Genomic DNA, 6,126 nt, shown 5'->3' with positions numbered 1-6,126 from the left:
ACCGACCCCAACCTGGTCGCCGCCGGCGCCCTGCTCACCGCGATCCCCACCCTGATCGTCTACTTCGTCCTCCAGCGCCAGTTCGTCAGCGGCCTCACGCTCGGCGCCAACAAGGGCTGAGCGGGCAGCTGAGCAGGCCGAGCCGTCCCGTTGTGAAAGAGACCTCCGTGCAGCACCCCTTCACCCACGTCGCCACCGTCCCCGTGGACCCGCGGCGCGCCCGCGTCCACGAGGAGGGCTGGCAGTCCTGGAGCCCCAGCGGCGCCTACGCCCTCGACGCCGCCCCGTACCGCCCGACCGACGCCAACTGGGCGACGGTCTGCTACCGGCCGGGCGTGACCGTGCCCGCCGGGGTCTTCCAGGGGGAGGGACTGCTGGCCCTCGCCCCCAAGGGCGAGGACGGACCGATCGTCGTGTGCGCGGCGGTGGATCCGCTGCGGTCCGTGCCCTCCATCCGGCTGGAGACACACGAGGACCGTGCGGCGATCAGCGCCGACGGCAAGGTGGACTTCTACTCCTACCTGGGCCCCGGCGGCATCCAGGGCGCCCTCGCCGACTGGGCCGACAGCCTCGGCCTGGAGGCGCCCCGCCCGGCCCCCACCGTCTGGTGCTCCTGGTACGAGTACTTCACCGCCGTCACCGAGGACGACATCCACGAGAACCTTCGTGCCATGGACACCCTCGACCTGCCCGTCGACGTCGTCCAGATCGACGACGGCTACCAGCGCGCCCTCGGTGACTGGCTCACGCTCTCCGGCCGCTTCCGCTCGCGTGCCGGCATCGCCGACGCCATCCGCGCCCGGGGTCGCCGGGCCGGCATCTGGACGGCGCCCTTCCTCGTCGACCCCAGCAGCGAACTGGCCGCCGAGCACCCCGACTGGCTGGTCGCTTCCGCCGCCGGCGGCTTCGCGCACGCCGGCCACAACTGGGGCCACGACCTGCGCGTCCTCGACACCACCCACCCGGAGGCGGCCGCGTACCTGACGGACGTCTTCCGCACCCTGCGCGCCGAGGGCTACGACTACTTCAAGGTCGACTTCCTGTACGCGGGCGCCCTGGACGGCGTCCGGCACGACCGGACCGCGGACCCCCTGACGGCCTACCGCTCAGGCATCGAACTCATCAGGGCGGCGATCGGCCCGGAGTCCTACCTCCTGGGCTGCGGCGCGCCGATCCTCCCCTCCCTCGGCCTGTTCGACGCGATGCGGGTCAGCCCCGACACGGCGCCGCACCGCCGTCCCGAGGCCGACGACTACAGCCAGCCCGGCCAGGACCCGGCCGAGTTCACCGGCGCCGGCCGCCAGTGGCAGCACGGCCGCCTCTGGGTGAACGACCCGGACTGCCTGATGGCCCGCCCGGCGGTGGAGACCCGCGAGCAGTGGGCGGCGCACGTCGAGGCGACGGGCGGCCTGATGGCCTCCAGCGACCGCCTGCTGTCGCTCGACGAGTGGGGCGTGCACACCACGCGCCGTCTCCTGTCGGGAGGCGAGTGATGGAGCGCGCTCTGAACGTCCCCGGCATCGCCTACGGCGGCGACTACAACCCCGAGCAGTGGTCCGAGGAGGTCTGGGCCGAGGACATGCGGCTCATGGCCGAGGCCGGCGTGACCATGGTCAGCGTCAACATCTTCTCGTGGGCGCTGCTGGAGCCCGCCGAGGGCGCGTACGACTTCTCGCACCTCGACCGCATCCTCGACATGCTCTACGCCCACGGCATCGCCGCCGACCTGGCCACCCCGACGGCCGCGCCACCGGCGTGGTTCTTCCGGGCCCACCCCGAGGCACTGCCGGTGGACCAGGACGGCCGGGGACTGTCGTACGGCAGTCGCCAGACGTTCTGCCCGTCGAGCCCCGCCTACCGGGAGGCGGCGCTGCGGATCGCCCGTGCGCTGGGCGAGCGGTACGCCGACCACCCCGCGGTCGTCATGTGGCACGTCCACAACGAGTACGGCTGCCACAACGCCGAGTGCTTCTGCGACACGAGCGCGCAGGCGTTCCGCCGCTGGCTGCGCACCAGGTACGCCGATGACCTGAAGGCGCTCAACGACGCCTGGGGCACCGCCTTCTGGAGCCAGTGGTACTACGACTGGGACGAGATCCTCCCGCCCCGCGCGACCGGCGCCGTCCCCAACCCCACCCACCGGCTGGACTGGCGCCGCTTCTGCTCGGACGAACTGCTGTCGCTGTGCACGGCGGAGCGAGACGTGCTGCGGGCGGCCGCCCCGTCGACGCCCGCCACCACCAACTTCATGGTGATGTACAACTTCGACGCGCTGGACTACTGGCGTTGGGCGCCCCAGCTGGACATCGTCTCCAACGACCACTACCTCCGCTCCACGGACCCCGAGTCGGAGATCGACATCGCGATGAGCGGCGACCTGGTCCGCTCCCTGGCCGGTGGCCGGCCCTGGCTGCTGATGGAGCACTCGACCGGCGCGGTGAACTGGCAGCCCGTCAACAGGGCGAAGACCGCAGGGGAGTTGCGCCGCAACGCGCTCGCGCACGTCGCCCACGGCGCCGACGGCATCGCCTACTTCCAGTGGCGGGCGGCGAAGGCGGGCGCCGAGCAGTGGCACTCGGCGATGCTGCCGCACGCGGGCACGGACAGCGTGATCTGGCGGGACGTCGTGGCGCTCGGCGCGGATCTGAAGGCGCTGGCCGAGGTGCGCGGCAGCACGGGCACGGCCGAGACGGCGATCGTCTGGGACTGGGACGCGAAGTGGGCGCTGGAACTCCCGTCCCAGCCAAGTGAGTCGATCCGGTACCTGGACCTGGTGCGCGCCTGGTACGAGCCGCTGTGGCGGGCGGGCGTCGCCGTGGACTTCGTCCGCCCGGACGCGGACCTGTCGGCGTACCGCCTGGTCCTCGCCCCGAGCCTGTACCTGGTCGACGACGCGGGCGCGACGAACCTGACGGCGTTCGCCGAGCAGGGCGGCACGCTGGCGGTCGGCTTCCACAGCGGGGCGGTGGACGAGAACTGCCATGTACGGCTGGGCGGTTACCCGGGCGCGTTCCGCGAGGCGCTCGGCGTCCGCACGGACGAACTGTTCCCGCTGCTGCCGGGCGAGACGGTGGGCCTGGACGGCGGCGGCACGGGCTCCCTGTGGTCGGAGCGGGTGCGGCCGGCCGGTGCGCAGACGGTGTCCTCGTACACGGAGGGCCCGCTGAAGGGCGTCCCGGCGATCACCCGGCACGGCTACGGCACGGGCACGGCCTGGTACGTGGCGACCCTGCCCGACCCGCCGACGCTGGCGGCGCTGCTGGACCGTGTCCGGCAGGAGACGGGCGTACGACCGGTGCTGGAGGGAGGTGTGCCGACGGGCGTGGAGGCGGTCCGCCGCCGGGGGAAGGACGCCGACTACCTCTTCCTCATCGACCACGGCGGCACAGGAGCGAAGGTGACCGTCGCCGCCGAGGCACTCGAACTCCTCACCGGAAACCCGGTACCGGACGGTTCGGTGACGTTGCCGCCGGGCGGCGCCGCGGTCGTACGGGAGCCGCACGGGGCATAGCCGGGGAGAGGACGGCGGGGCGCGGCACGCCCCCACCGCGTGCCGCGCCCCGTTCCCCGCTCCCCGGGTCAGGTGGTCATCAGGTGGCCATGTGCGGCCGAGTCATCAGGCCCTTTCGAGGTCAGGCCGTCTCGAGCCCCGGCAGGGTTCCCGTGCGGGCTGCCTCGCCGTACCACCGGGCGCTCGACTTCGGGGTGCGGGTCAGCGTCGCGTAGTCCACGTACACCGCGCCGAACCGCTTCTCGTAGCCGTACGCCCACTCGAAGTTGTCCAGCAGGGACCACAGGTAGTAGCCCCGGACGTCCGCGCCGTCGGCGATGGCTCGGTGGACCGCGGAGAGGTGGCCGTGCAGGTAGGCGATGCGCTCCGGGTCGTGGACACGGCCGTCGGGGTCGGGCTTGTCGTCGTAGGCGGCGCCGTTCTCCGTCACGTACAGCGGCAGGCCCGGGGCCTCCCGGGTGTAGCGCATGATCAGCTCGTGCAGGCCGGTCGGGTCGATCGTCCAGCCCATCTCCGTGCGGTCGCCGGGCGTCTGGTGGAAGGCGACGTCGTCGGCGGCCGGCCAGGGGGAGTGGTCGCTCGCGCCGTGGCCGTCCGTGCGCGGGCCCTTCACCGTGGCGTCCGCCGCCGAGACCAGCGTGGGCGTGTAGTAGTTCAACCCCAGCGCGTCCAGCGGCTGGTTGATGGCGCGCAGATCGCCGTCCAGGACGTACGACCAGTCCGTCAGGGACGAGGTCGCCGCCAGCAGGGTCTCCGGGTACGCGCCCCGCAGGATCGGGTCGTGGAAGACGCCGTTCGCCAGGTCGTCGATCTTCCGGACCGCCGCGAGGTCCGCCGGGTCGCCCGGGGAGAGCGGGCGCACCACCGACGAGTTGAGGCTGATCGCCACCGCGTTGCGGGCCGGCATGGCCGCGCGCAGCGCCGAGGTGCCGAGGCCGTGCGCCAGGTTCAGGTGGTGGGCCGCCTTCAGCGAGGCCGCCGGGTCCGTGCGCCCCGGCGCGTGCACCCCGGAGGCGTAGCCCAGGAACGCGCTGCACCACGGCTCGTTCAGCGTGATCCAGTTCTCCACGCGGTCGCCGAGCGCCTCCCCGACGATCTGCGCGTACTCCGCGAACCGGTACGCCGTGTCCCGCTCCGGCCAGCCGCCCGCGTCCTCCAACTCCTGCGGGAGGTCCCAGTGGTAGAGGGTGACGGCGGGCTTGATGCCCTTCGCCAGCAGCTCGTCCACCAGTCGGCGGTAGAAGTCCAGGCCCACCTGCACCGCGGGACCGCGTCCCGTCGGCTGGACCCGCGACCAGGAGATCGAGAAGCGGTACGCCGTGAGGCCCAGCTCCGCCATCAGCGCCACGTCGTCGCGGTAGCGGTGGTAGTGGTCGACAGCGATGTCACCGTGCTCGCCGCCGGCCGTCTTGCCCGGCGTATGGCTGAAGGTGTCCCAGATCGAGGGCGTGCGGCCGTCCTCGCGCACCGCCCCCTCGATCTGGTACGCGGACGTCGCCGCGCCCCAGAGGAAAGCGGAGGGAAAGGTCACCGGGGTGACGGGCTCAGGCATGGAAGCGCTCCCATGAAAGGTCGTCGAGACCGACGAAGGTTGGGGGGAAGTGGTGCGAAGGGGGCCGAGGCGGCGGTGACCCGGCCCCCGGGGAAGTCACGGGCGGGGGGCGTCGTACGGCGAGGCGGGCGTCGTCACCCCTTCACCGCGCCCTGCATGATGCCGCCCACGATCTGCTTGCCGAAGATCGCGAAGACCACCAGCAGCGGCAGCGTGCCCAGCAGCGCGCCCGCCATGATCAGGGACTGGTCCGGGGTGTAGCCACGGCCCAGGCCCGCGACCGCGACCTGCACGGTCGGGTTGCCGGTCTGGCTCAGCACCAGGAACGGCCACAGGAAGTCGTTCCACGTCTGGACGAACATCAGCATGCCCAGCACCGCCATCGCGGGGCGCGCCGCGGGGAACACCACGTGCCACACCACGCGCCAGCTGCTCGCGCCGTCCACCCGCGCCGCCTCGATGATCTCGTCGGGCAGCGCCTGGATCAGGTACTGCCGCATGAAGAACACCCCGAACGCGCTCACCAGCGACGGCAGGATCACCGCCTGCAGCTGGTCCGTCCACTCCAGCTTGGCGACCATCATGTACAGCGGGATCACGCTCAGCTGCGGCGGCACCATCATCGTGCCGATCACGATCAGCATCAGCGCGCCCCGGCCCCGGAACCGCAGCTTGGCGAAGGCGAACCCGGCGATCGTCGACAGGAAGACGATCGTCGCCGCCGACGTGCCCGCCACGATCGTCGTGTTGACGAACGCCTTGCCCAGGTTCGCGTCGTTCCAGGCCACGTCCAGGTTGTGGAAGAGGTTCGAGCCGAACACGAACGGCGGCGGGTTCTGCGCCAGCCGGTTGTTGTCCCGGGAGGCGGCGATCGCCGTCCACACCAGCGGGAACAGCGAAACGATGGTGAACAGGATCAGGATCGCGTACGCGATCGGGCCGCCGTGCATCTGCCCGCCCGCCCGCGCGGACTTCGGCCGGCGCACCTTGCGGGCCGCCGGTACGGCGTCCTCGGGCTCCACGGTCTTCGCGGTCGTTGTCGTCGTCGTCACGGCCGGTACTC

At 72.2% G+C, this 6,126-nt stretch carries 4 protein-coding genes and 1 pseudogene; 3 read left to right on the top strand and 2 right to left on the bottom strand.

Going from position 1 to position 6,126, the window contains the following annotated elements; translation table 11 throughout:
- The 3 genes and pseudogenes from ACIBAF_RS43250 to ACIBAF_RS43240 form a co-directional block, all read left to right on the top strand.
- Positions 1-120 (top strand): annotated as a pseudogene (locus ACIBAF_RS43250) (carbohydrate ABC transporter permease); the annotation flags it as partial.
- A 47-nt stretch (positions 121-167) separates the two neighbouring features.
- Positions 168-1,493 carry a glycoside hydrolase family 36 protein gene (locus ACIBAF_RS43245; RefSeq protein ID WP_399471253.1) on the top strand — a complete coding sequence of 442 codons (1,326 nt, stop codon included), beginning with the start codon at positions 168-170 and terminating at the stop codon, positions 1,491-1,493.
- Complete coding sequence (locus ACIBAF_RS43240) at positions 1,493-3,511, top strand: beta-galactosidase (protein WP_399471251.1); 2,019 nt, start codon at positions 1,493-1,495, stop codon at positions 3,509-3,511. The genes ACIBAF_RS43245 and ACIBAF_RS43240 overlap by 1 nt, the downstream gene beginning before the upstream one ends.
- A gap of 121 nt (positions 3,512-3,632) precedes the next feature.
- Here the strand turns inward: ACIBAF_RS43240 and ACIBAF_RS43235 are convergent, their stop codons facing one another.
- Both ACIBAF_RS43235 and ACIBAF_RS43230 read right to left on the bottom strand, forming a co-directional pair.
- Positions 3,633-5,063, bottom strand: coding sequence for a GH1 family beta-glucosidase (locus tag ACIBAF_RS43235; RefSeq protein WP_399471249.1), 1,431 nt, complete (start codon positions 5,061-5,063; stop codon positions 3,633-3,635).
- Between the two features lie 134 nt (positions 5,064-5,197).
- Positions 5,198-6,085, bottom strand: coding sequence for a carbohydrate ABC transporter permease (locus tag ACIBAF_RS43230; protein WP_399471266.1), 888 nt, complete (start codon positions 6,083-6,085; stop codon positions 5,198-5,200).
- Positions 6,086-6,126: the final 41 nt, after the last annotated feature.

The organism is Streptomyces sp. NPDC051677 (assembly GCF_044453465.1).
In the GTDB taxonomy this organism is placed as follows: Bacteria; Actinomycetota; Actinomycetes; order Streptomycetales; family Streptomycetaceae; genus Streptomyces.
The sequence above is the reverse complement of the archived record's forward strand: the minus strand, read 5'-3'. Positions and strand labels throughout refer to the sequence as shown.